This is a genomic window from Streptomyces chisholmiae, from assembly GCF_031845445.1.
Classification (GTDB): domain Bacteria; phylum Actinomycetota; class Actinomycetes; order Streptomycetales; family Streptomycetaceae; genus Streptomyces; species Streptomyces chisholmiae.
Window position 1 is genome coordinate 88,537 of sequence record NZ_JAVREO010000007.1, and the last position, 21,505, is coordinate 110,041.

General features: G+C 72.7%; 19 protein-coding genes. 12 read left to right on the forward strand and 7 right to left on the reverse strand.

From position 1 onward, the window contains the following. Nucleotides 1-12 precede the first annotated feature (12 nt). The 4 genes from RM844_RS13500 to RM844_RS13515 all read left to right on the forward strand — a co-directional run bounded on the left by RM844_RS13500 (nt 13) and on the right by RM844_RS13515 (nt 3,240). Nucleotides 13-1,632, forward strand: a complete 1,620-nt coding sequence (locus RM844_RS13500) for a VWA domain-containing protein (RefSeq protein WP_311667363.1) — start codon at nt 13-15, stop codon at nt 1,630-1,632. Nucleotides 1,633-1,848: 216 nt separating this feature from the next. Next, nucleotides 1,849-2,244, forward strand: coding sequence for an MmcQ/YjbR family DNA-binding protein (locus RM844_RS13505; protein ID WP_311667364.1), 396 nt, complete (start codon nt 1,849-1,851; stop codon nt 2,242-2,244). After that, complete coding sequence (locus RM844_RS13510; protein WP_311667365.1) at nt 2,241-2,609, forward strand: MmcQ/YjbR family DNA-binding protein; 369 nt, start codon at nt 2,241-2,243, stop codon at nt 2,607-2,609. Before RM844_RS13505 ends, RM844_RS13510 begins: the two co-directional genes overlap by 4 nt. Before the next feature lie 508 nt (nt 2,610-3,117). After that, nucleotides 3,118-3,240: a hypothetical protein gene (locus RM844_RS13515; RefSeq protein WP_311667366.1), complete on the forward strand. Its 123-nt coding sequence runs from the start codon at nt 3,118-3,120 to the stop codon at nt 3,238-3,240. Between the two features lie 284 nt (nt 3,241-3,524). On the opposite strand, the gene RM844_RS13520 is transcribed toward RM844_RS13515, so the two are convergent. Together RM844_RS13520 and RM844_RS13525 are read right to left on the reverse strand one after the other, a co-directional pair. Next, nucleotides 3,525-4,412, reverse strand: coding sequence for a GNAT family N-acetyltransferase (locus tag RM844_RS13520; protein WP_311667367.1), 888 nt, complete (start codon nt 4,410-4,412; stop codon nt 3,525-3,527). A gap of 504 nt (nt 4,413-4,916) precedes the next feature. Continuing rightward, entirely contained in the window at nt 4,917-5,666 is a 750-nt protein-coding gene (locus tag RM844_RS13525; RefSeq protein WP_311667620.1) for a class I SAM-dependent methyltransferase, read from the reverse strand. Between the two features lie 236 nt (nt 5,667-5,902). Here RM844_RS13525 and RM844_RS13530 point away from each other — a divergent pair, with 236 nt between their 5' ends. Beyond that, the gene (locus tag RM844_RS13530) at nt 5,903-6,400 is read left to right on the forward strand and encodes an ArsR/SmtB family transcription factor (RefSeq protein WP_311667368.1); all 498 of its coding nucleotides are present in this window, start codon (nt 5,903-5,905) and stop codon (nt 6,398-6,400) included. A gap of 90 nt (nt 6,401-6,490) precedes the next feature. On the opposite strand, the gene RM844_RS13535 is transcribed toward RM844_RS13530, so the two are convergent. Next, nucleotides 6,491-7,156, reverse strand: coding sequence for a TetR/AcrR family transcriptional regulator (locus tag RM844_RS13535; protein ID WP_311667369.1), 666 nt, complete (start codon nt 7,154-7,156; stop codon nt 6,491-6,493). 100 nt (nt 7,157-7,256) lie between these two features. Here RM844_RS13535 and RM844_RS13540 point away from each other — a divergent pair, with 100 nt between their 5' ends. Next, entirely contained in the window at nt 7,257-8,180 is a 924-nt protein-coding gene (locus RM844_RS13540; RefSeq protein WP_311667370.1) for an SDR family NAD(P)-dependent oxidoreductase, read from the forward strand. 52 nt (nt 8,181-8,232) lie between these two features. Next, the gene (locus RM844_RS13545; protein ID WP_311667371.1) at nt 8,233-9,033 is read left to right on the forward strand and encodes a hypothetical protein; all 801 of its coding nucleotides are present in this window, start codon (nt 8,233-8,235) and stop codon (nt 9,031-9,033) included. A gap of 72 nt (nt 9,034-9,105) precedes the next feature. On the opposite strand, the gene RM844_RS13550 is transcribed toward RM844_RS13545, so the two are convergent. Beyond that, complete coding sequence (locus RM844_RS13550) at nt 9,106-9,678, reverse strand: TetR/AcrR family transcriptional regulator (RefSeq protein ID WP_311667372.1); 573 nt, start codon at nt 9,676-9,678, stop codon at nt 9,106-9,108. Nucleotides 9,679-9,716: 38 nt separating this feature from the next. Between RM844_RS13550 and RM844_RS13555 the strand changes: the two genes are divergently transcribed. Next, nucleotides 9,717-10,604 (forward strand): NAD(P)H-binding protein, encoded by an 888-nt coding sequence (locus RM844_RS13555; RefSeq protein WP_311667622.1) that lies wholly within the window; start codon nt 9,717-9,719, stop codon nt 10,602-10,604. A 98-nt stretch (nt 10,605-10,702) separates the two neighbouring features. On the opposite strand, the gene dnaE is transcribed toward RM844_RS13555, so the two are convergent. Next, entirely contained in the window at nt 10,703-14,299 is a 3,597-nt protein-coding gene (gene dnaE, locus RM844_RS13560; RefSeq protein ID WP_311667373.1) for a DNA polymerase III subunit alpha, read from the reverse strand. 89 nt (nt 14,300-14,388) lie between these two features. On the opposite strand from dnaE, the gene RM844_RS13565 reads away from it, so the two are divergent. After that, nucleotides 14,389-15,348: a LysR family transcriptional regulator gene (locus tag RM844_RS13565; RefSeq protein WP_311667374.1), complete on the forward strand. Its 960-nt coding sequence runs from the start codon at nt 14,389-14,391 to the stop codon at nt 15,346-15,348. A gap of 10 nt (nt 15,349-15,358) precedes the next feature. On the opposite strand, the gene RM844_RS13570 is transcribed toward RM844_RS13565, so the two are convergent. Beyond that, nucleotides 15,359-16,543, reverse strand: a complete 1,185-nt coding sequence (locus RM844_RS13570; RefSeq protein ID WP_311667375.1) for a S8 family peptidase — start codon at nt 16,541-16,543, stop codon at nt 15,359-15,361. 287 nt (nt 16,544-16,830) lie between these two features. Here RM844_RS13570 and RM844_RS13575 point away from each other — a divergent pair, with 287 nt between their 5' ends. Continuing rightward, nucleotides 16,831-17,364 (forward strand): EF-hand domain-containing protein, encoded by a 534-nt coding sequence (locus tag RM844_RS13575; protein WP_311667376.1) that lies wholly within the window; start codon nt 16,831-16,833, stop codon nt 17,362-17,364. Nucleotides 17,365-17,420: 56 nt separating this feature from the next. Next, a complete protein-coding gene (locus tag RM844_RS13580) occupies nt 17,421-18,077 on the forward strand; it encodes a hypothetical protein (protein ID WP_311667377.1) in 657 nt (218 codons plus the stop codon). A gap of 67 nt (nt 18,078-18,144) precedes the next feature. Here RM844_RS13580 and RM844_RS13585 read toward each other — a convergent pair whose 3' ends face one another. Continuing rightward, entirely contained in the window at nt 18,145-19,215 is a 1,071-nt protein-coding gene (locus RM844_RS13585; protein ID WP_311667378.1) for a LacI family DNA-binding transcriptional regulator, read from the reverse strand. Between the two features lie 205 nt (nt 19,216-19,420). On the opposite strand from RM844_RS13585, the gene RM844_RS13590 reads away from it, so the two are divergent. Further along, nucleotides 19,421-21,460 (forward strand): glycoside hydrolase family 127 protein, encoded by a 2,040-nt coding sequence (locus tag RM844_RS13590; RefSeq protein ID WP_311667379.1) that lies wholly within the window; start codon nt 19,421-19,423, stop codon nt 21,458-21,460. Nucleotides 21,461-21,505: the final 45 nt, after the last annotated feature.

A 21,505-nucleotide genomic window follows, 5' to 3' on the forward strand; every position in this document is an offset into this window, starting at 1 on the left:
AGGAGGACGACCATGGGCGGCACACCCGAGGAGCCGACCGGGCTGACCGAACGGGCCGCGCGGTGGCTGGCCCACGGCGCCGCCGAGCCCGAGCGGCACACCACCGCCGTGGTCGGCGACCACTTCGACCGGCTGGCCTGGCGCGACACCTTCGCCCAGTCGGCCGGGCTGCGCGAGCTGGCCGCCGAGCTGACCGCCCGGCACCCTTACGCCGACGAGCTGCTGGCCGACACCTTCCTGACCGCCTACCAGGCCAACCCCAGGCTGCGCGACCGCGCCGCGATGGACCCGAGCCGGCTGGTCAACCACCAGGTCGTCGGCGCGCTGCTGGACTCGCCCGGCTGCGCCGAGCTGCGCCGGGAGACCGCCGGCGACCCGTACGCCGCCGCCCTGGCCGTGCTCGCCCAGGCCGCCGCGCTGCGCCGGATGCTGACTCACGCACGGGACGCCCAGGCCCGGGCTGACCAGGCGGACGCCGCCGCGCGAGCCGCCGGGACGGCGGCCGACGCCGTCGCCGCCGCGCTCCAACGGGCCGCCGAAGCGGGCGCGTTGGCCGGCGCCCCGGCGGCCGGGGAGGCCGCCGCCGTCCAGCGGGCGACCGAGGCCGCCGAGGCGGCCGGCGCCGCGGCCCGGCAGGCCGCCGACGCCGCCGCCCGGGCGCTCGACGCGGCGGCCCCCGAGGTGCGGGCCACCGCCCGGCGCGCCACGGCACGGGCCGCCGCAACCGTCCGGGACGAGACGGAGCTACTGCGGGCCTGGGGTGTCGAACCCGGCGAGCTGGAGCGGATGCCGTTCGACGAGCGCGCCCGACTCGCCGAACGGCTCCGCACCGGCCGGCTCGCCCGGTGGGCCGGGCTGATCGGCCGGTTCCGGCAGCTGGCCAGCGGCGAACGCGCCCGCCGGGTGCCGCACGCCACCGGCGAGCTGGTCGGCGTCACCCTCGGCGACGACCTGGCCCGGATCGTCCCCTCGGAACTGGCCAACCTGGGCCTGCCCGTGCTGCGCGCCGTCTTCGCCGCGCGCTACGCGGCCGGGGAGCTGATGCTCTTCGACAGCCAGGGCGAGCAGACCACCGGCCGGGGCGCCATCATCGCCTGCGTGGACACCTCGCACTCCATGTACGCGGAAGGGCCGGGCGGCGTCACCCGGGAGGCATGGGCCAAGGCGTGCGCGCTGGCGCTGCTGGACCACGCGCGCGCCACCCGGCGGGACTTCGTCGGCATCCTCTTCTCCTCCGCCGACCGGCTCCAGGTCCACCGCTTCCCGGCGAGTGGGCGCGCCGGCATCCACGAGGTGCTCGACTTCGCGGAGACCTTCCTCGGCGGCGGCACCAGCTACCAGAGCCCGCTGAGCGCGGCCGGCGCGCTGCTCGCCGAGGAGTTCGACCACGCCGCCCGGGCGCGCGGCGACATCGTGCTGATCACCGACGACGAGTGCCAGGTCACCGAGGCGTGGACGCGGGAGTGGCACGCGGCCAGGCGCCGGCTGGACTTCCGGGTCTTCGGGGTGGCCGTCGGCGCCCCGACGGCCGCCGCGGACGGCTCGGTGCTGGACGCGCTGTGCGACAACCTCCGCTCCATCGAGGACTTCACGGACGTCCACGCGGCGGCCGACCTGTTCCGGCTGATCTGACCCCCGACCGCTGCCACGTCCTCGCGCCACGGAACGCACGCCGGCGGGCGGGACCGGCCCCGGCCGGGGACCTCTGGGTTCTCCACCTTCGACAAGATGGCCTCGAAGATCCGCACGATGTGTCGGCTTCCGCGCGAGGATGGGCAGTGCCGCCGCGACCGCGCGGCGAGCCCTTCGATGCCGCAGACCGTCACCGCCCGAGGAGCTTCGCCACCCATGAACGGTCCGACCCTGCACAAGACCGCCGCCGACTGCGCGGAGCAACTTCCCGGAGCCCACCTGGGGCATCCCTTCGGCCCCGACTGGGAGGTCTTCAAGGTGCGCGACAAGGTGTTCATGCTGCTGACCGAGGTCCTGGGACGTCCCGTCGTGATCCTCAAGGCGGACCCCGGCGAGGCCCTCGCCCTGCGGGAACACAACAGCCACATCACCCCCGGCTACCACATGAACAAGAAGCACTGGATCACGCTGGAAGGCGGGGACGGCATCGACAGGAGGCTCGTCCAGGAACTCGTCACCGAGTCCTACCGGCTCGTCGTCGCCCACTTGCCCAAGGCCGAGCAGCCCGTCGACCCGCACACCTACGGCACCAGCACGAAGGCGGCCCGGTGAGCGCGGCCGGCGACCGGCTCCAGGACACCGCCCGCCGATCGGCCCTCGCCCTGCCCGACGTCAGCCACGGACGCCCCTTCACCCCCCGACTCGACGTGTACAAAGTCGCGGGCAGAGTGTTCCTGATCGTCACCGACGACCCGGACGAGCAGATCATCACCGTGAAGTGCGAACCCGAACACGCGCGGGCCCACGTACACGCGCACGCCTCGATCACCCCGGGCCGCTACCTCGACAAACGCCACTGGATCACGCTCGGGCCGGGCCCCGGCATCACCAGAAGCCTGGTCACCGACGCGGTCGAAGACTCCTACGACCTCGTCGTCGAGCGGCTGCCGCGACGCGACCGCCCGCGTGCGCGATGAGCGCGGACAGGTGGTTGGGGCCGAGCGGCTGGCCGGTCCGGCGGCCGGGGAAGAGCCAGTGGGATGCCGGGTTGGTTGTGGTGTTCGCAGAGCCGTCCGCCCAGGAGCTTGCCCTCGAAGCCGCAGCGTGAGCAGTGGAAGGACTGGGAGAAGCCGGCGCAGGTGGTGCGGATCGCGCCCCCGTCACCGGGGCGGAACCCGGGAAGGGCACGGTCCTGGCCGCATCCCGGGCAGGTGCCCCGTGTCCGGACGGCGCGGTCCGAGCAGGTCCGGCAGACGTATCCGTCCGGCCACCTGCCGGCTTTGTGCCTGCGGCGACCGCAGCGGCAGCACTCGGTCACGAACCAGCGTTGGTACTGCTCGTCGGTGGCGTAGGGGCGGGTCATGCGTCGGGCAGGATGCGGGCGGCGCGGGGGCGGGGCTTGGCGACGTTCGCGGGCGGGGTGGGCAGGTCGCCGGGGGCGGTCCTGCGGGCGCCGGCGTTCTCGGCCGCAGGGTGCGGGTGCGGGTGCGGAAGTCCGAGGACTCGCAGGGCCGCTGGCAGCCGATACGCAGCGACCAGGGAATGGGGTTGGGCGGGGGTGGTCGTGCCGGGCACACCATCCGCCTGGACCGGATACGCGCCCACTGAGGCGACATGCTCCGCGTGGCAGGCTCCCTGATCCTGGGCGAGGTCCGCGGACACTTCAGTACGACCACACCAACTTCCTCGCCCGCTACGCCTTCACCCGGCCGACCGCGCCGGCTTGCGGCAGCCACGTGACCCGCACACCGATGACGAGGGCGACGACGGCGAGCAGGACTGAGCGTCACCGACCAGAAAGCTGACCAGAGTGCCCGCCACCGCTTTCGTGAGCCGCTCCGCGACGGTCACAGCCGGTACTGGGGGCAGGTGTGTGCGGGGCGATCAAGAACTCACCCGGCTTGTGGTGCGCCGTGGGAGAACTTGTACCCGGCGAAGTCGGCGATGTGGACGTACCCTATGCGCTGGTAGAGGGCGTTGCTGGTGGGGTTGTCCGGGTCAGCGAACAGGACGACGTCCGTCGCGCCCGCGGCCAGAGCAGCCCGGCTCGCTTCGACCGTCACGGCGCCCGCGTAGCCGCGGCCCCGGAGGTGGGCCGGGGTGTAGACGGGGTCGATCCGGACCATGCCGCCGACGACCGAGGTCGCGGCCGCCATCGAGACGGGGGTGCCGTCCGGGGTCTCCCAGAAGGTGAAGTGCCGGTCGCCGAAGCGCGAGCCGTCCCAGGCGCCGGCGTCGATCACGTCGATGGAGGACTGCTCCCCGACATCGACGCAGAACTCACGGCACCAGCGCACCACGTGTTCGCGGTCTGTCCCGCCCGTGAGTCGGCCCCGGCCCTCCGGGTGCGGCTGTGGCGGGGTGATTCTGCCGAGACGGTAGAGATGTGTCCGCCAGAAGAGTGCTGCCGCCGCGCCCGTGTGCCGCTGCCAGGAGTCGGCGAACGCGGTGGCGGTGTCGTGGTCCGCGATGACGTTGGCGGGCGAGTGGCCGAGGACGGCCAAGTGGGCGGCGAGAGCGTCGGTCTGCTCGACAGAGAGGGGGGTGAGGCCCAGGCGGCCGCGCGACGTGAGGTAGAAGAGCGCGTGGACCTCGCCGCCGGCCTCCAGTCGGCCGAAGACGCCGGTGACGGGGCCGTGTGCGTCCGGCCTGCGTATCCGCAGTTTCTCGATGTCCGTCAGCGGCGTGTTGTGCAGGGCGGGGCGCGAGCGCAGGAAGTCCCCGGCTCGGGCGAGGAAGTCGTCAACGTCTTGGGTGAGGTGCCAGTCGTCCGGGAGCATGCTTCATGATCCCGGATCTCCGCGACTCGGGGAGCACCTGCTCAATGCCTTTCAGCCACGTGCCACAGCTGCCCCGATCAGCCGCAGGTTCTTGTCGGCAAAGGTTGGCGACAGGCGGCCGAGGCGACCAATGAACCGGTGCAATCCGAGGGTTCGCGGCGGCGCGAACCCAAGCAGATCCGGTGCCAGTTGCTGACAGCGTTTGGCGACAGAAAGGGTCCGAATCCTCCGCACGGAGGGGGCCCTCGGTGGCGAACCTGGTCCACAAGCGGGTCTCGACCGATCAGCAGTCCACCGCCCGGCAGAACCTCGTCCTGGACGAGGCCGGGATCGAGGACCCGGTCGTCTTCGAGGAAGACCCGGGCACCTCAAGCCGCCTCCATCCCCTCCCAGGGCCGAAGTTCCGCGCGCTCCTTCGACGCCGGGGCCTACCCGCTGTGGGTCCGCTTCGAGGCGTGCGTGGGGCCGGCTCCTGAGCCGACGGCCCGCGCCTCCGGGCGGAGGCTATGCCTTCGTGAGGACGAAGAACAGGAAGCACAGGAACTTGCCCGACTCCTTCTGCTCGAAGACCTCGGGGAACCGTTCGCGGGCGCCGGGCCCCGGGGCCGGTTCGCTGATGACGTCGATCCGGAAGCCGGCCGCGGTGAACGCGTCGGTGATCGCGTGCAACGGCCGGTCCCAGAAGGTCATCAGGTTCTTGGTGCCGCCGAACTCCCACCACTGGGAGGTGGCGCGGATCGCGAAGTAGTCGGTTCCGGGCGGCGCCGTCAGGTGCTGGACGAAGGGGTGGTGGACGGACCCGATGAGGCGGCCGCCGGGCTTCAGCACGCGCCGTAGTTCGGCCAGGGCCGTCGTCCAGTCCTCCAGGTAGTGCAGGACCAGGGAGGCGACGACGTCGTCGAACCCGGCGTCGGCGAAGGGCAGCGGGCCGCCCAGTTCGGCGTGTTCCAGCACCACGTCGTCGCCGAGCCGCCGCCGGGCCAGCGCCAGCATCCCGGCGCTGGAGTCGAAGCCGGCGACGACGGCGCCCCGCTCGCGCAGGTCCGCGGCCACGGGGCCGGCGCCGCAGCCGGCGTCGAGGATGCGGCGGCCCGTCACGTCGCCGGCCAGGTCCACGATCGCGGGCCGCGCGTAGTAGGCGTTGAGGAGGCTGGTCTCGTTCTCGGCCGCGTACGCCTCGGCGAAGCTGTCGTAGTCGTTCGCCCTTTCCCCGGGCCCCGGGGGAGCCTCGACGGGACTGACCCAGGACGCCATCTGCCGGTTCGGCGGGACATCCGCCTGTTCTGCGGGGTTCTCGGGAGCGGCGGTCCCGCCGGTCGTTCCGGGACGGTTCGGCATGGTTGACCTCGTTCGTTCGGACCACGGTGGGCGTGGCGGGGATCCCTCAGCTGTAAGGGGCACAGCGGCACCCTGGCCGAGTGATTGGGTTTTGTCAATCACTCGTGTCCGGGCCTTCACCGGGCCGTCCGCTCTTGAGTAGGCTGCTCGGCATGACCGAACGCCGGCTGGCGACCGACGCGGAGGCGAAGGCGCTCGCCTCCGCCCTCCGCCTGCGCATCCTGCGCATCTGCGTGCGGCAGCCGCGCACGAACAAGGAGATCGCGGAGATCCTCGGCCGCGACCCGGCCAGCGTGCTGCACCACACCAGAACGCTGGTCCGCACCGGGTTCCTGGAGGCGCAGGAAGAACGGCGCGGCGCGCGCGGAGCGCGAGAGATCCCGTATCTGGCGACGCGCAAGAGCTGGCACCTCGAAGCGCCCGCGCTGGACCGGTCGATGCTTGACGCGTTCCTGGAGGAACTCGCCCTCGTCCCCGCGAGCGAGGCCGAGGGCACCAGGATGGCGCTTCGTCTGCCACCGCCGCAGATGGAGGAGTTCCGCACCCGGCTCAAGGATCTGCTGGACGAGTTCGCCGCCCGCCCGGACGACCCGGCCGCGCCCGCCTGGTCGCTCTTCCTGGTGGTGCACGCCGACCCGAACCGGCCCTGACGGCGGCATCCGGCGGCTTCCCCCGCCCAGGGGGATTCAAAATCAACTCGTGGCCCCGTGGCGCGCGTCTGGGGCACGCCCCGGCAGCGTTCAGGCGCGCGGCAGCACGCCCAGCAGCGTCGAGGTGAGGGCGAGCCGCAGGGCGTCCCGCAGATCCGGGTGGAGCGCGCTGAGGGCGGGCTCCTCCGCGTAGGCGGCGAGGAGATTGGGCGCCGGCGGGACGTATGCCGACAGGGCGCCCGCGGTCATCAGGCTCATCATGCAGAACACCTGTGCGCCGTCGCCGAGTTCGGGCACGTGGCGGCGGACGAGCGCGGTCATGGTCGCGAGCTGCGCGTGGGTGGCCCGCTTGTGCCGCTTGATCGCCTCGACCGAGACGTTGTGCTCAAGCACGCCGCCCTGCGCGCCGAAGAGGTCGCACAGCACCAGCTGGTCCGCCAGTGACCGGCCGAGAACCTCGGCCAGCTGGCCCGCCCGGGCCTCAGGGGCCGCGTCCGCCTCGATGCCGGCGGCCAGCTCCTCCGCCAGCTCGGCGAGCCAGCGCTCCAGGAAGAGGTTCAGCAGTTCGAGCAGCACCGCCTCGCGCGACTCGAAGTAGCGCAGGACGTTCGACTTGGCCAGGCCCACCCGTCGGCTCAGCTCGTTGAGGCTCACCTCGGCCACGGGCATCTCGTCGAGCATCGCCGCCGCGGTGTCCAGGATCGCTTGGCGGCGGATCTCCCGCTGCTCCTCGCTTCGCGCCCGCTGGAATGTCACGCCCCCAGCCTAGCTTGGAGACCGCCGGTCCCTTGACAGGAGACCGGCGGTCTCTTAAGTTGGTCCGCGTAACAGACCGATGGTTCTTTAGGGGTGCGTCGTGAGCGACAACTGGACTGAGCAGCACATTCCCGATCAGCACGGCCGCGTGGCGATCGTGACCGGAGCCAACACCGGGCTGGGCTTCGCGACCGCCCAGCTGCTCGCGGCGCGCGGCGCGACGGTGGTCCTGGCGGTCCGCGACGTCGAGAAGGGCGAGCGGGCAGCCGCCCGCATCACCGGCGACGTCACCGTCCAGGCCCTCGACCTGGCCTCCCTGGACTCGATCCGGTCCGCGGCGGCCGAGCTGCGCGCCGCCCACCCGCGCATCGACCTGCTGATCAACAACGCGGGCGTGATGTACACCCCGCGGCAGACCACCGCCGACGGCTTCGAGCTGCAGTTCGGCGTCAACCACCTCGGCCACTTCGCCCTGACCGGCCTGCTGCTGGACCGGCTCCTGCCCGTCCCCGGCTCCCGCGTCGTGACGGTCAGCAGCAACGGTCACCGCATCCGGGCCGCCATCCACTTCGACGACCTGCAGTGGGAGCGCTCGTACAGCCGCGTCGGCGCCTACGGCCAGGCCAAACTCGCCAACCTGCTGTTCACCTACGCACTGCAGCGCCGACTCGCGCCGCACGGCACCACGATCGCGGTGGCCGCCCATCCCGGCGCGTCCAACACCGAGCTGGCCCGCTACACACCCACCGCGTTGCGCGTGCCCGTCGGCTGGGTCACGCCGCTGTTCACCCAGAAGGCCGAGATGGGCGCCCTGCCCACCGTGCGCGCCGCCACCGACCCGGCCGTCACCGGCGGCCAGTACTACGGCCCCGCCGGCCGCGCCCAGGTCCGCGGCTACCCGCGGCTGGTCGCCTCCAGCCCCGCCTCCCACGACCAGGCCGTCCAGCAGCGCCTGTGGACCGTCTCCGAGGAACTGACCGGCGTGACCTTCCCGACGCTGACCCCAGAGCCCAAGGCCTCCTGAGCCCACCCCCTGGGAGCTGCCCCTGGGCGCTGCTCCCTGAGATCATGGCCGGATGCCCGAGGAGCCGAACCCGTTCCCTGACGTGTGGTCGCTCGTGCCGCCCGGGGCCACCGACTGGCTGCGGGAGCTGTGTGGCGACGGTCTGACCGGATTCATGCCGCCGGCGATGCCGGACGCGGTGTGGGTGCTCAACGCCATGTACGAGCACGAGTTGGGGCCACACGAAGCGTCGTACGACGAGTATCACCGGGCCCGTCTCGCCGACGGGAGCACCCAGCCCCACGTCGTCGGCGGCATCGACCTCGACGCCGTCAGCATCGTCACGGGGGGAGGTCTGGGCCGTGCCCGGCACCCCGGCCCCGGCTGGCGGCGGCTGCGCTGGGCCGAGCTGGCCCGGCGGACCGGCGACCCGATCGTGCCCGACGGGCTGATGCCCTCCTACCGCTGCTTCCCCTCGGCCAAGAAGGCGGGCAGCTGGCCACCGAACATGCTCCCGCCGACCGAAGGAAGCCTGGACCGGGAGACCTGGCACCGGCTGATCGCCACCCTCACCGAGCACAGCCCCGCTGGCCCGGCCACCCGCTGCCTGGCCTACTACAGTCCGCTGACACTCGGCGCCACGGACTTCGACACCCCGCACGTGCGAGCCGGCCGGCTCGGCGACGCTCAACTCCTCTACGACCAGTCCGACGCGGGCTTCAGCCCGTCCAACCTCTGGCCCGTTGACCGCTCCTGGCTCCTGTGCACCGACTACGACCTGTGGGCCACCAAGGTCGCCGGTTCCCCCACCCTGATCGACGCGTTGCTGAACGACTCCGAGATCGAGGCGGTTCGCCTGCCCTGGGCCTCCTGACGGCGGGCCGCCCGCTACCCGACCCCGGCGCGCGCACGATCCGATGACCCGCGGCCTCAGGTTGGCGGCAGCTCAGCGTTGCGGTGCCGAGCCGCCGACCGCTCGGCGGAGGGTTCGGCGGATCAGTCGGTCTGCCCCGTGTCGGGGTATGAGGCCGTCAGAGATCGCCTGGAGGCCCGTGTAGACGGTGCTCCAGATCATCAGCTCGATCCATCGTGCCGGGACTGTCGCGTCGAGCGTGCCTTCGCGCTGGCCGCGTTCGATCTCGGCGAGGAGGATGTCGTCGACCTCCTGGGCGACGCCGGCGTCGGCTTCGGAAGGTGTTCCCTCGGTGGCGGCGAACAGGAAGCGCACCCGGTCACCGGCGTGCACCATGGCCGTGACGATCCGCTGGATCACGTCCAGCGCCGAGCCGGTGGTCGGGTCGGCTTCGTCGATCATCGCGCGCAGCGTTCGCCACGAGTCCGACACGAGCGCGGTGTGCAGGGCGTGCCGGTCGGAGAAGTACCGGTGCAGCGTCGCTCGCCCCACTCCGGCGACGGCGGCGACATCGCCCAGGCTCGCGGTGGGATCGCGGCACCACTGCGCTGCCGCGGCATCGAGGATCGCCTGACGGGTACGGGCGCGCTGTGGTGAAAGATCCATTGCGGCATGGTACTTGGGCCGCTTACATTGAGACGGTGATGTCTCGGGAAGAGTCGGATGATCTCGTGGTGGTCACAGGTGCGACCGGGGCCGTGGGTCGGCTGGTCGTGGCAGGACTGCTGGCAGCCGGCAGGTCGGTGCGCGCGGTGTCACGGCGCCCGCACCGGGCCTCGCTGCCCCAGGGGGCGGAGGTGGTCTTCGGCGACCTCGACGCGCCTTCCACGTTGGCGGCCGCTTTCGACGGCGCGCGGCAACTCGTGCTGATCGCCGTCCCCGACACCGTCGAAGACGTCGTCACCCGCGCCCGGCTCGCCGGCGTCGAGCATGTGGTCGTGGTCTCCTCGGCGGCGGTCACGGCGGGCTACGACACCACATACCACGCGATCGTCGAACAGGCCGTGAGGGCCTCCGGGTTGGCGTGGACGATCGTGCGGCCCGGCGAGTTCGCGACGAACGCGCTCCTCATCTGGGGGCCATCGATCAGGGCGGACCGTCGCGTCGTCGAGCCCTTTCCCGATCAGATCGGACATCCCCTCCACGAGGCCGACATCGCCGACGTCGTCCTCGCCGATCTGGTCGATCCCCATCGCCGTGGGCGGGTTGACACGATCATCGGACCCGACGTGCTGACCAAGCGCGAGCAGGTCGCGGCGATCGCGGACGCGATCGGGGAGCGGATCGCCCTCGACGACGTCTCCCCCGAGCAGGCCCGCTCCTTCTACCAGGCCCAGGGAGGCTTCGCGGCGGCGAACGCGGACTTCCTGTTCGGCTTCGAGAGCTACGACGGCGTCGAGGGCGCCGCCGACGAGCCGCACGCGACCAGCGCCCCGGACGATGCCGCCTACCGCACCCTCGCGCAGGTGACCGGCGCCCCGGCCCGCACCTACCGCCAGTGGGCCCGGGACCACAGCGCCGACTTCACCTGAGGGCCGCTCACCCGGGGCGAGGACGGTGGCAGGCCACTGTGGCCTCGGCCGGCACCCGGCTCGCGGGCCCACGGTGGCCGCGGACCCGATCTGGGAGGCTACGCGGTGCCCTGCCAGGCGTCGGCCCCGAAGGTGCCTTTGATCTCGGAGGCGATGGTGGTGGGGTCGACGGTCGCCTGGAGGGCGAAGACGGTGGTCTTGTGCGGGCCGCGGACGCTGAGGTGCACGGGGCTGCTGCCCGGGTGGGCGGCGAGGATGTGCTTGAGTTCCCTGACGGTCCGCTCGGTGACGCGATGCAGGGGCAGGGCGAGCTTCACCGGCGGCAGGCCGCCGTGCGCGGCCGAGGAGATGTCGAGGACGGAGAGTTCGCGGCCGTGCATGCTCAGCGTGCCGTCCCGGTCCTCGATCCTGCCCCGCACGGAGATCACGTTGTCCTCGGTCAGGGCGTGCTGGACGAGTGGGTAGGCGGCGGGGAAGAAGAGGACCTCGATGCTGGCGTCGCGGTCCGCGAGGTGCACGATGGCCCAGTGTTTGCCCTGCTTGGTCAGCTTGAGCTGGACGCCCGTGATCAGTCCGGAGAGCTGGACATCGCCGGTGACGCGGCCGGCGGTGAGCAGTTCGGCGATGGAGCGGTCGCGTGCGCGGGAGAGGATGTGCTCGGCGCCGTCCAGCGGGTGTGCCGAGACGTAGAGGCCGAGCATCTCGCGTTCGGTCGCGAGGAGTTGCCGGCGTGGCCACTCCGCCTCGTCGATGGGGAGGTCGAGGCCGAGGACGGGGGCGTCGCCCGCCGGGTCGGTGAGTCCGGCGAAGAGGTCGTCCTGCCCGAAGCTCGCCGCCTTCTTCACCGGGGTGATCGCGTCGATCGCGGCCTCGTGGATCGCGGCGAGACCTCTGCGGGAGTGCCCCAGGGAGTCGAAGGCGCCGGCTTTGACCAGTGAGTCCACGGCCCGTTTGTTCAGCCCGGGCATGGCGACCTTGTCGAGGAAGTCGGGAAAGGACGCGAACTTCCCGGCCTGCCGGCGGGCGCCGACGATGGCCTCGATGACGTGGTCGCCGACGTTGCGGACGGAACGCAGCCCGAACCTGACGTCGTCGCCGATGGCGGTGAACTCGGCGGCGGACTCGTTCACGTCGGGCTGGAGGACGCGGACCCGGTTTCGGCGCGCGTCGGCGAGGTAGACCGCGGCCTTGTCCTTGTCGTCGCCGACGGAGGTGAGCAGGGCGGCCATGTACTCGGCCGGGTAGTTGGCCTTGAGGTAGGCGGTCCAGTACGAGACGAGGCCATAACCGGCGGTGTGCGACTTGTTGAACGCGTAGCCGGAGAAGGGCAGCATCACGTCCCACAGGGCCTTGATGGCCTCGTCGCCGTAGCCGTTGCCGCGCATGCCGTCGTGGAACTTCTCCCACTCCGCGGCCAGCACCTCCGGCTTCTTCTTGCCCATCGCGCGGCGCAACAGGTCCGCGCCGCCGAGGGTGTATCCCGCGAGTTCCCGGGCGATGGCCATGATCTGCTCCTGGTAGACGAGCAGGTGGAAGGTGGTGCCGAGGATGGGTTCCAGGGCGTCCCGGAGGTCGGGGTGGATCGGGGTGATCTCCTGGCGGCCGGTCTTGCGGAACGCGTAGTTGGTGTGCGCGTTCGCCGCCATCGGCCCGGGCCGGTAGAGGGCGTTGACCGCGGCGATGTCCTCGAAGCGGGTCGGTTCCATCAGCTTGAGGAGCACCCGCATGCCGCCGCCGTCGAGTTGGAAGACGCCGAAGGTGTTGCCGTCGGCCAGCAGCCGGTAGGTCTTCACGTCGTCCAGGGGGATGACGTGTGTGGAGGTGTCGCCGTCCAGCGGATCGACCGTGGCCAGGCTGATGCCCCGGTTCTCCCGGATGTTCTCGATCGCCTGGTCGATCACCCCGAGGTTCCGCAGTCCCAGGAAGTCCATCTTGATCAGGCCCATGGCCTCGCAGGACGGGTAGTCGAAGCCGGTGATCTTCACGCCGTCCGAGGCCCGCATGTGCAGGGGGATCCGGTCGGTGAGCCTGGTCTTGGAGAGGATCACGGCGGCCGCGTGCACCCCGGTGCCGCGGGTGAGCCCCTCGACCCCGCGGGCGGTGTCGATGACCCGCCGCACGTCCGGGTCGCTCTCGTACAACTGGCGGATGTCGCCGGCCTCGCCGTACCGCTCGTGGGTGGCGTCGAAGAGGGCCGCCAGCGGGGCGGGCTTGCCGTTCTGGTCCGGCGGGAGGGCCTTGGTGATCCGCTCGCCGTGGGCGTAGGGGTAGCCGAGGATGCGCGACGAGTCCTTGATCGCGTTCTTGGCCTTGATGGTGCCGAAGGTGTTCACCATGGCGGTGTGGTCGCCGCCGTACTTCTCGGTGACGTACCGGACCATCCGGTCGCGCTGGCGGTCGTCGAAGTCGAGGTCGACATCGGGTGGGTTGATGCGTTCGGGGTTCAGGAACCGCTCGAACAGCAGCCCGTGTTCCAGTGGGCACAACTCGGTGATGCGGGTGGCGTAGGCGACGATCGAGCCGGTGCACGAACCCCGACCCGGGCCGAGGGGGACCCGGTTGTCGCGGGCGTAGCGGCAGATGTCCGCGACGACGAGGAAGTAGGAGCTGAATCCCATCGGGCCGATGACCGACATCTCGGTCTCGAAGCGGTCCAGGACGTGTGGGGGAACGGGGTCCCCGTAGCGCGTCGCCAGCCCCCTGAGGGTTTCCGCGCGTAGCCACGACTCCTGGCTTTCGCCGTCGGGCACGTCCGGGAAGCGCGGCATCTCGTCGACGTGGTCGAAGACCTCGTCGTAGGACTCGACGCGTTCCGCGATCAGCAGGGTGCTGTCGCAGGCATCCGGGAGTTCCGCGAACAGCTCGCGCATCTCCGCCGCGCTCTTGAGGTAGTAGCCGGAGCCGCTGAACCGGAAGCGGCGCGGATCGTCCTTGTTCTTGCCGACACCGATGCAGAGCAGGCTGTCGTGGGCGTCGGCCTGGTCCTCGGTGACGTAGTGCGCGTCGTTCGTGGCCAGGAGCGGGATCCGCAGGTCCCGGGCGAGTCGCAGCAGGTCGTCGCGGACGACGCGTTCGATGTCCAGGCCGTGGTCCATCAGCTCGAGGAAGTAGTTCTCGCGGCCGAAGATCTCCTGGTACGCGGCGGCCGCCTTCCTGGCCTCCTCGTACTGGCCGAGGCGCAGTCGGGTCTGGATCTCGCCGGACGGGCAGCCGGTGGTGGCGATGATGCCGCCGGGCCGCTCGGCGATGAGCTCGCGGTCCATCCGGGGCTTGCCGGCCGGGAACTGGCCCTCGTAACTGGCGTGGGTACTCAGCCAGAAGAGGTTGCGCAGCCCGCCGGCATCCCGCGCCCACATCGTCATGTGAGTGAAGCGCCCGCCGCCCGAGACGTCCTTGGACCCCTCTCCGTCCTCGCTCACGGCCCGGCGTCCGCCCGGCCCCCAGAACTCCTGCTGGCGCGAGAAACGCGACGAAGGAGCCACGTACGCCTCGATGCCGATGATCGGGGTGATGCCGTCGTGGCCCTTGGCGACCTGCGCGAACTCGTACGCGCCGAACATGTTGCCGTGGTCGCTCATGGCGATGGCGGGCATCTTCTGGCGGGCGACCTCGGCGAACATCGGCCGGAGTTTCTGGGCGCCGTCGAGCATCGAGTACTCGGTGTGGTTGTGCAGATGAACGAACGACTTCGGCATGGCGCCATAAAAGCCCTGCTGGGAAAGGAGATCAAACAACCAACTGTTCCGGTGTAACAACTGCTGGTTGTACGCATAGGGTGATGGCCGTGGATCTCAACGCCGTCCGTACCTTTGTCGCCGTAGCCGAAGCGGGACAGTTCCAAAGAGCCGCGGCCGACCTCTCGGTGACGCAGCAGGCCGCCTCCAAACGCGTCGCGGCTCTGGAACACGCCCTGGGCGTGCGGCTCTTCGTGCGCGCCCCCAGCGGAGCGCGGCTCAGCATCGACGGGCAGGCGTTCCTGCCGCACGCGCGGGCGCTCCTGGATGCCGCGGAGCGCGCGGCGGCCTCCGTGCGCCCCGGTAGCAGGGCGCTGCGGGTGGATGTCGTGCACCGGCAGGTCGCCACGGCCAGGCTGCTGCGGGCCTTCCACCGGGCCTACCCCGACACCGCGCTCGACATCGTCACCCTGCACGGCGGCGCCGAGGCGGTGGAGGCCGTGCGCTCCGGCGCCATCGACGCGACGGTCCGCGCGGTCACCCTCCTCGACCAGCCGCTCCCCGAGGGCGTCGCCTCCACCCCCGTGCTGGACGAGCCCCTGCGCCTGTTCACCGGACCCGGCCACCCCTTCGCCCAGGCCCGCTCGGTCACCCCCGCGCAGCTCGCGGGCCACCGCGTCTGGATGCCGGGCAACGCGCCCGGCGCCGAGTGGACGGCCTACTACGAGCGGCTCGCCGCCGAGTTCGGCTTCACCATCGACGCGGTCGGCCCCGACTTCGGTATCGAGGTGCTCTTCGACACCATCGCGGAGTCCTCGACCGTGGCCACCTTCGTCGGCGACGAGACGCCGCTGGTGTGGCCCGTCGGGCACGCCCTGCGCCGCATCCCGCTGGTGGACCCGACCCCCGTCTACCCCGGCGAGCTGGTGTGGCGCACCGACAACGCCCACCCCGGCCTGGCCGCGCTCCGAGGTCACCTCACCGCCGCGTATCCCGGCCGTGCCAACAGCGGCGTCTGGACCCCGGAGGAGGCCGGGCGGGGCGGGTCCCGAACGGGCCTCCCGGCGTGATCTCCGGGCGTCAGTCGACCACCTGGAGCAGCTTGTTGGGGGTGTTCGGCGGGACGCCGGTCAGCCGGTCGAGGACGGCCGCCGCGTCGATGGCCGCCCAGACCTCGGCCGGGGTGGCGGTCGGGTGGTCGGCGAGGTGCAGCGCCGCGACGCCGGCGACGTGGGCGGCGGCGGTCGAGCCGCTGGTGAGGGTGGCGGTCGCCGTGTCGGAGGTGTGCCAGGTGGAGACGATGTCGGCGCCGGGGGCGAACAGGTCGACCGCGGGCCCGTGGTTGGTACTGGGCAGTGCCTGGTCGGCGCAGGTGGCGGCGGCGGTGGTGACGGCCTCGGTGACCCGGGCGGGGGAGATCCCTCCGGCGTCCACGCCGGAGTTGCCGGCCACCACGCTGTAGCTGACGCCGGCCGCGATCGACTGGCGCACGGCGTCGTCCAGCACCGTGCTGGCCGCGCCGCCGATGCCCAGGCTGGCGACGGCGGGACCGTCGGCGTCGGCGGTCAGCCAGTCGATGCCGCCGACCACGCCGGCGATGGTGCCGGCACCGCCCGCGTCGAGGACCTTCACCGACACCAGCGTGGCCCGCTTGGCCACCCCGTGCTCGGTGCCGCCGACCGTGCCGGCCAGGTGGGTGCCGTGCCCGTTGTCGTCCGAGCCGTCCCCGCCGGTCGCGTCGTAGCCCGGTCCGGCCCGGCCGCCGAAGTCCTGGTGGCCGTAGTGGATTCCGGTGTCCACCAGGTAGACGGTGACACCCTCGCCGGCCGAGTCCGGGTAGCTGTAGGAGCCGTCCAGCGGCAGGTCGGGCTGGTCGATGCGGTCCAGGCCGCAGGAGGGCGGGGCGGGCTGGGTGAGGTCGGCGGTGCCCACGGCGGTGTTCTGCTCGACCCGCGCCACGGCCGGGTCGCCGGCCAGCAGCCGGGCCTGCGTCGGGGTGGCCTCGACGTGGTAGCCGGTCAGCGCGTTGTGGTAGCTGTCCAGGACCCGCGCTCCGTAGCGCTCGGGCAGGGTGTGGTCGTCGGCCGTCCGGCCGTCGGCCAGGACGACGAGATAGCTGCCGGGCACGGCGTTCGGCGCCTGGGCGTTGGCGACCGGACCGGTCCTCTCCTGGGGTGTGGCGGACCAGGCGGCGCCGGCCGGCTGGGCGACGGCGGCCAGGCCCAGCAGGGCGGCGACCAGGGCGAGGCGTCTGACGGGTTTCACGGAACTCCTCGGGGTGCGGATGGTGGCGCGGACATGACAGATCTGACCAGCGTCCCGCATCCGGACCGCCCCGGGCAAGCACCCGCCGCCCCGGGCCGGCGCGCCCGGCGCACGCCGGGGGCGCTTGCCTGGGCGCCCGCTCCGAAATCCCCCGATCGAATGGAGCCGGCGCCCGGCCGGTCCCCAACCACCCGGCCACGCCCGATAGTTGGGGGCGGCCCGCCCTGGAAGGGGCCGGCCTGGGGGTGTCGTGTCGTCGGACGCGGCCGGGAGAGAGCGGGACGTCGATGCGGGACGAGGCGGTCAACCGGGCGCGGGGCATCTTCACCGTGCTGGACGCCGACGGCAACGGTGTCCTGGAGGAGGCGGACTTCCACCTGCTCAGCAGCCGGCTGGAGGCGGCGGCCGTTCACTCCACGCCCGCCCAACGGGAGGCCGTGCGCGTCTCCCTGCGCGACTGGTGGACCGCGCTGGTCGCCGGCCTGGACCAGGACGGCGACGGGCGGGTCGACTTCGAGGAGTACCGGGGCGGCGTGCTCTCCCCGCAGCGGTTCGGGGCGACGGTCGCCGCGTTCGCCCGGGCGCTGGCCGCCCTCGGCGACCCGGAGGGTGACGGGACGGTGACCCGGGAGCGGTTCACGGCGCTGATGACCGCGATCGGCTTCGCCCCGGACCGCGTCGCGGCCGTCTTCGACGCCTTCGGCCCGTCGGCCGACGACCGGATCGAGGCGACCGCCTGGCAGGCCGGCGTGCTGGACTACTTCGACCCCGCCAAGACCGACATCCCCGGCGACCACCTGGCGATCCCACCCGCGAGCTGAACCGGCCGACCGGCCCGCCCCGGCCGACTGTCAGCGCCCCGACCTAGACTCGCGGCATGTCAGCGCTCTCCCGGCTCGCCGCCCTTCCCGCGCCGCACCGCATCCGCGCGCGGCTGCGCACCCTCACCCTCCTTGAGGTCTGCTTCGACCCCAAGTGGCCCCGCTACACGTACACGCCGGCCGGCGACGACGGCTTCGAGCGGTTCGTGTTCAAGAACGCCGGCGGCGCCAGCTACCGGGTCTACCTCGGCCGGTCGCTGACCTTCCTCCGCGCCTTCGACCCGCAGTCGCCGCTGAGCCCCTACGCGTACGGCGACATCTGGCCCGGACTGCTCGACGGGCTGCCCGAGCCCCTCGTGCCGCTGACCCGCCTGCCGGACGAACGGCCCTACCCGCACATCACCCTGGCGCTCTGGCACGACGGCGCCTCCTGGAAGCACGGCGACCCGCGCCCCCTCGACGGCGAGGAGGCCCCGCTCAGCCGCTGGCTGCTCGGGCCCCTGCCGGACTTCACCGCCACCGCGATAGCCGACCACCTCAACTACTTCTACGAACGTCCGGTGGACCCCGAGGCGGTGTCCGAGGTCATCGGCGGGGCGCCGATCGACGGCGCGCTCCTGGAGCGCCTCGCCCCGGGCGCGGACCTCGCGCCGGTCCAGGAGATCGCCCGCGTTCTGGACGGCCGGCCGGCGACGCCGAGCACCACGTCCTGACCCCGGGGCGGGCCAGGTGGAGGGGGGCCGCGCTGACCGCCGCCACCGCTACCCGCCCCTGGCCCCGCTACCCGCCGTCGCCCGCGCGGCGCTGCCGCGGTTGCGCCGTCGGCACGCCGGTGGAGTCGCGGACGACGAGACGGCAGGGGACCGTCCGCACCCCCCGGGCGGGCCGGCCGTCGATGGCGTCCATCAGGGTGAGGGCCGCGGTGCGGCCGAGTTCGGCCAGGTTCATGTCGACGGTGGTCAGCGTGGGCCGGCAGGCCTCCGCCATGACGTCCCAGTTGTCGTAGCCGACCAGCGCGATCTCGTCCGGCACCCGGCGGCCCGCCTCCCGCAGCGCGTCCGCCGCGCCCCGGGCGATCTGGTCGTTGCCGCAGAACAGCGCGTCCACCGCCGGGTCGGCCAGCAGCGCCATCCGCGCGGCCTGCCGGCCCCAGGCCTCGTCCCAGGAGCCGAAGTGCACCCGGCCGCCGGAGAGTTCCACACCGGCCTCCCGCAGCGCGCGCACCGTGTGTTCGGCCCGCACCGAGGCGGCCAGGTGGTGCTCGGGGCCGGTGAGATGGGCGATCCGCCGCCGGCCCGTGGCCAGCAGGTGCGCCACCACCAGTCGGGCGCCCTCCGCGTCGTCGGTCACCAGGGAGACGTCCGCCGGATCGGTGGACGGGCCCAACGCGTAGACCACCGGCACCGGTTGGGGCAGCCGCAGCGGCGGGCGCGGGTCGGTCCTGCGGCCGGTCACGATCAGCCCGTCGATCCGCCGGTCCAGCAGGGTGCGCACATAGTGCTGTTCGCGGATCTGGTCGCCCCGGGTGTCGCAGAGGAAGACGGAGATCCGCCCGGCCCCCAGGGCGTCCTCGGCCCCCAGCAGCACCGGCAGGCTGAACCGGCCGACGCTGTCGGTGGTGACCAGCCCCACCGTGAAGGACCGCCCCGAGGACAGGCCGCGGGCCATCTCGTTGGGCCGGAAACCCAGCCGCCGGGCCGCGTCCAGCACCCGCTCCCGGGTCTCCGGGCGCAGCTTCCCGCGCCCGTTGATGGCCTTGGAGACGGTGCCGGGCGAGACCCCGGCCAGCGTGGCGACATCGTGGATGGTGACCGCGCGCCCCGCGGCGCCGTCCGCTGCTGTCGGGGGCATCGGAAACCCGTTTCCCTCCTGCTCGCGCCGGGGGCGGGCCGCACCCCGGGGCGCGCCATCATGCCACGCCCCGCCGGCCGCCGGCCACTTGGTGGGAACGGGGATGCGGCCGGGCTCCCTTGACGCCCCCGCGGGGCCGCTCCTAGCATCGCCGTGCAGGAAACCGATTTCCCCAGTTTTCCCGTCCGTTGATCGGAGCCGCGCCTTGACCGCCGTCCCACCCACCCCCACGCCGGGCGCCGACCAGGCCGCACCCACCAGGACCGCCGGCCCGGTCCGCCTCGGCCCGGACGCGCACGCCACCCTCCGGCCCGACGCGCGGGCCACCATCAGCGACGGCTTCTGGGCCGACCGGCGCCGCACCAACGCCGAGACCAGCCTCCGGCAGGGCCCGCAACGGCTCGCCGAGGCCGGCAACCTGGAGAACTTCCGGCGCGCCGCCGACCGGGAGACCGGCGGCTTCCTCGGCGGGCACCCCTTCCAGGACACCGACGTGCACAAGTGGCTGGAGGCCGCGGCCTGGCAGCTCGGCGACCCGGACCTCACCCCCGAGCGCGCCGCCGAACTCGCGGGCTACGTCGAGGAGTTCACCGCCCTGCTGGGGCGCGCCCAGGAGCCCTCCGGCTACCTGAACAGCTTTTACCAGGTGGCCAAGCCCGAGGTACCGCACTTCACCGAGCTGGCCTGGGGCCACGAGCTGTACACCGCGGGCCACCTGATCCAGGCGGCCGTCGCGCTCAGCCGCACCACCGGCCGCCGGGAACTGCTCGACCTCGCCGTCCGGTTCGCCGACCACATCGACGAGAGCTTCGGCCCCGCCGGCTCCGGCAAGCCGGTGGACAGCGTCGACGGCCACCCCGAGATCGAGACCGCGCTGGTGGAACTCGCCCGCGAGACCGGCCAGGCCCGCTACACCGCGCTCGCCCAGTACTTCGTCGACCGCCACGGCGGCGCCCTGGACACCAAGGGCCGGCGCAGCGGCCACGGCAGCCCCGGCTACTACCAGGACCACACCCCGCCCCGCGAGGCCCCAGCGGTCACCGGGCACGCCGTGCGCCAGCTCTACCTGCTGGCCGGCGTCGCGGACGTCGCCACTGAAACCGGCGACGCCGAACTCCGCGCCGCAGCCGAGCGGTTGTGGACCGACATGGCCGCCCGCCAGACCTACCTCACCGGCGGCATCGGCGCCCACCACTCCGACGAGGCCTTCGGCGACCCCTACGAGCTGCCCAACGAACGCGCCTACGCCGAGACCTGCGCCGCCATCGCCTCCGTCCACCTCAACTGGCGCATGACGCTGCTCACCGGCGAGGCCAGGTACTCCGACCTCGCCGAACGCACCCTGTACAACGGCGTGCTGTGCGGCGTCTCGCTCAGCGGCGACCAGTACCTCTACGACAACCCGCTGCACGTACGGGACACCTACGCCGACCGGGAGGGCGACAAGCCGCGCCGCACCCCGTGGTTCTCCTGCGCCTGCTGCCCGCCCAACCTGATGCGGCTGCTCGCCAGCCTGCCCCACTACCTGGCGTCCACCTCCGCCGACCGCTCGGAGGTGCAGGTCCACCAGTACGCCACCGGCACCGTCCACGCCGAACTGGCCACCGGGCCGGTCGCGTTGCGGGTGGCGACCGACTACCCCTGGCAGGGCTCCGTCGGGTTCACCGTGGAGACCGGCGGCGCCGGCCCGTGGACGCTGGCGCTGCGGATCCCACACTGGTCGGCCGGCACATGGAAGCTCACCCTGGACGGCACGGAACTGGCCGCCGACACCCACCAGGAGCGCGACGGCTGGCTGCGCGTGACCCGCGACTGGCGCGCCGGCGAGATCCTCGTCCTTGACCTGGACGTCACGCCCCGGCTCACCCGCGCCGACTCCCGGGTGGACGCCGCCCGCGGCTGCGTCGCGATCGAACGCGGCCCCCTCGTCTACGCGGTCGAACGCCTCGACCAGCCCGCGCTGCCCGCCGGTTGCGGCCTGGACGACCTGGTGGTCGACCCGGCGACCGAGCTGGCCAGCGTCCACCGCCCCGACCTTCTCGACGGCGTCACCACGGTGACCGCCACCGCCCGGGTCCGCCCGCGCCCGGCGCCGGCCGACCGGGGCGACTGGTGGCCCTACCGCCCCGCCGACGCCGGCCACCCGGCGCCGACCGGCGAACCGATCACCCTGACCGCGATCCCCTACTACGCGTGGGCCAACCGGGAGAACAGCCCGATGCGGGTCTGGCTCGCCGCCGAGTGACCACCGCGCCCCGCCCGGGCACCGAACCCGGGCGGGGAACAGCCG

Excerpts from the sequence above, each read along its gene's own strand:
- RM844_RS13500 (WP_311667363.1), top strand. The coding sequence starts at position 13 with ATGGGCGGCACACCCGAGGAGCCGACCGGGCTGACCGAACGGGCCGCG.
- RM844_RS13505 (WP_311667364.1), top strand. The coding sequence starts at position 1,849 with ATGAACGGTCCGACCCTGCACAAGACCGCCGCCGACTGCGCGGAGCAA.
- RM844_RS13520 (WP_311667367.1), bottom strand. The coding sequence starts at position 4,412 with ATGCTCCCGGACGACTGGCACCTCACCCAAGACGTTGACGACTTCCTC.
- RM844_RS13525 (WP_311667620.1), bottom strand. The coding sequence starts at position 5,666 with ATGGCGTCCTGGGTCAGTCCCGTCGAGGCTCCCCCGGGGCCCGGGGAA.
- RM844_RS13530 (WP_311667368.1), top strand. The coding sequence starts at position 5,903 with ATGACCGAACGCCGGCTGGCGACCGACGCGGAGGCGAAGGCGCTCGCC.
- RM844_RS13545 (WP_311667371.1), top strand. The coding sequence starts at position 8,233 with ATGCCCGAGGAGCCGAACCCGTTCCCTGACGTGTGGTCGCTCGTGCCG.
- RM844_RS13550 (WP_311667372.1), bottom strand. The coding sequence starts at position 9,678 with ATGGATCTTTCACCACAGCGCGCCCGTACCCGTCAGGCGATCCTCGAT.
- RM844_RS13555 (WP_311667622.1), top strand. The coding sequence starts at position 9,717 with ATGTCTCGGGAAGAGTCGGATGATCTCGTGGTGGTCACAGGTGCGACC.
- dnaE (WP_311667373.1), bottom strand. The coding sequence starts at position 14,299 with ATGCCGAAGTCGTTCGTTCATCTGCACAACCACACCGAGTACTCGATG.
- RM844_RS13575 (WP_311667376.1), top strand. The coding sequence starts at position 16,831 with ATGCGGGACGAGGCGGTCAACCGGGCGCGGGGCATCTTCACCGTGCTG.
- RM844_RS13580 (WP_311667377.1), top strand. The coding sequence starts at position 17,421 with ATGTCAGCGCTCTCCCGGCTCGCCGCCCTTCCCGCGCCGCACCGCATC.
- RM844_RS13585 (WP_311667378.1), bottom strand. The coding sequence starts at position 19,215 with ATGCCCCCGACAGCAGCGGACGGCGCCGCGGGGCGCGCGGTCACCATC.